Genomic DNA, 420 nt, shown 5'->3' on the forward strand with positions numbered 1-420 from the left:
CGCTGGAGGTGTCCCGCCCCTGGGAGACCCGGGCGGTGGTCGGCTCGTACCGGTTCCTGCAGCGGGTCTGGCGGGCGGTCGTCGACGAGGAGACCGGTGCGCTGCGGGTCACCGACGCCCCGGCCGACGAGGCCACCCGCCGGCTGCTGCACAAGGTGATCGACGGGGTCCGCGGCGACATGGAGGGGATCCGGTTCAACACCGCGATCGCCAAGCTGATCGAGCTGACCAACGGGCTGACCCGGCTGCCGGACACCCCGCGCGAGGTAGCCGAGCCGCTGGTGCTGATGCTGGCGCCGTTCGCCCCGCACGTCGCCGAGGAGCTGTGGCGGCGGCTGGGCCACGAGGCCTCGCTGGCGTACGCGGACTTCCCGACCGCCGACCCGGCGCTGCTGGTCGCCACGACGGTGACCTACCCGG

1 protein-coding gene is annotated in these 420 nt (G+C 74.0%); it reads left to right on the top strand.

Annotated features, from left to right (window positions below; all coding sequences use genetic code 11):
- On the top strand, positions 1 to 420 hold a 420-nt coding region (locus C1I92_RS33140), incomplete at both ends, for a class I tRNA ligase family protein (protein WP_146605403.1).

Source organism: Jiangella anatolica (genome assembly GCF_003236295.1).
GTDB lineage: Bacteria > Actinomycetota > Actinomycetes > Jiangellales > Jiangellaceae > Jiangella > Jiangella anatolica.